Genomic DNA, 480 nt, shown 5'->3' with positions numbered 1-480 from the left:
CCTCGCGCATCTCCCAAGAAAACCTGCATACCGCCATCAAGACGTTGGAGAAGATGCGGCCCCACTACAGCCAGACCGAGTTCCCGCACGTCGAAGCAGCCCTCATTAGAGAGGCGGAGACTCCGGTACCGGGTGAGTTCCGTAAGAAATGCCGCACCACCCTCGAAATGCTCGACGAAGCACTACGCAAAGCCAATAACGCCGCGACCGCGAAACGTAGGAAGCAGTCCTTCCAGGAGCGTGGGCTTGCGATCACGCTGATTCAGGATGGGGAGTTCGGAGCGAACCTGTTCGCCCACATCCCCGCCGAGTATTTACGCATCTTGATGCCAGCGTTGGAGAAGAAGGCCGAAGGGGCCTGTCAAGTTTTTTGTGTAAGTTGATTGGTTACAAGTAGGGGTTGATACGGTCTGGGTAGGCGGCTGCGAGTTGGGCGAGTGCTTGTTTCCAGTTCGTGACGATTTGGCCCTCGACGAGCCG

Annotated in this window: 1 protein-coding gene; it reads left to right on the top strand. The window is 57.3% G+C overall.

The window, feature by feature from the left end; all coding sequences use genetic code 11:
- Window positions 1–383: hypothetical protein (locus MUN85_RS12530; protein WP_250507002.1), on the top strand; the 383-nt coding region annotated here is incomplete at its 5' end.
- Window positions 384–480 lie beyond the last annotated feature (97 nt).

The sequence above is a fragment of the Bowdeniella massiliensis genome (genome assembly GCF_023634005.1).
Taxonomy (GTDB): Bacteria; Actinomycetota; Actinomycetes; order Actinomycetales; family Actinomycetaceae; genus Bowdeniella; species Bowdeniella massiliensis.
The sequence above is the reverse complement of the archived record's forward strand: the minus strand, read 5'-3'. Positions and strand labels throughout refer to the sequence as shown.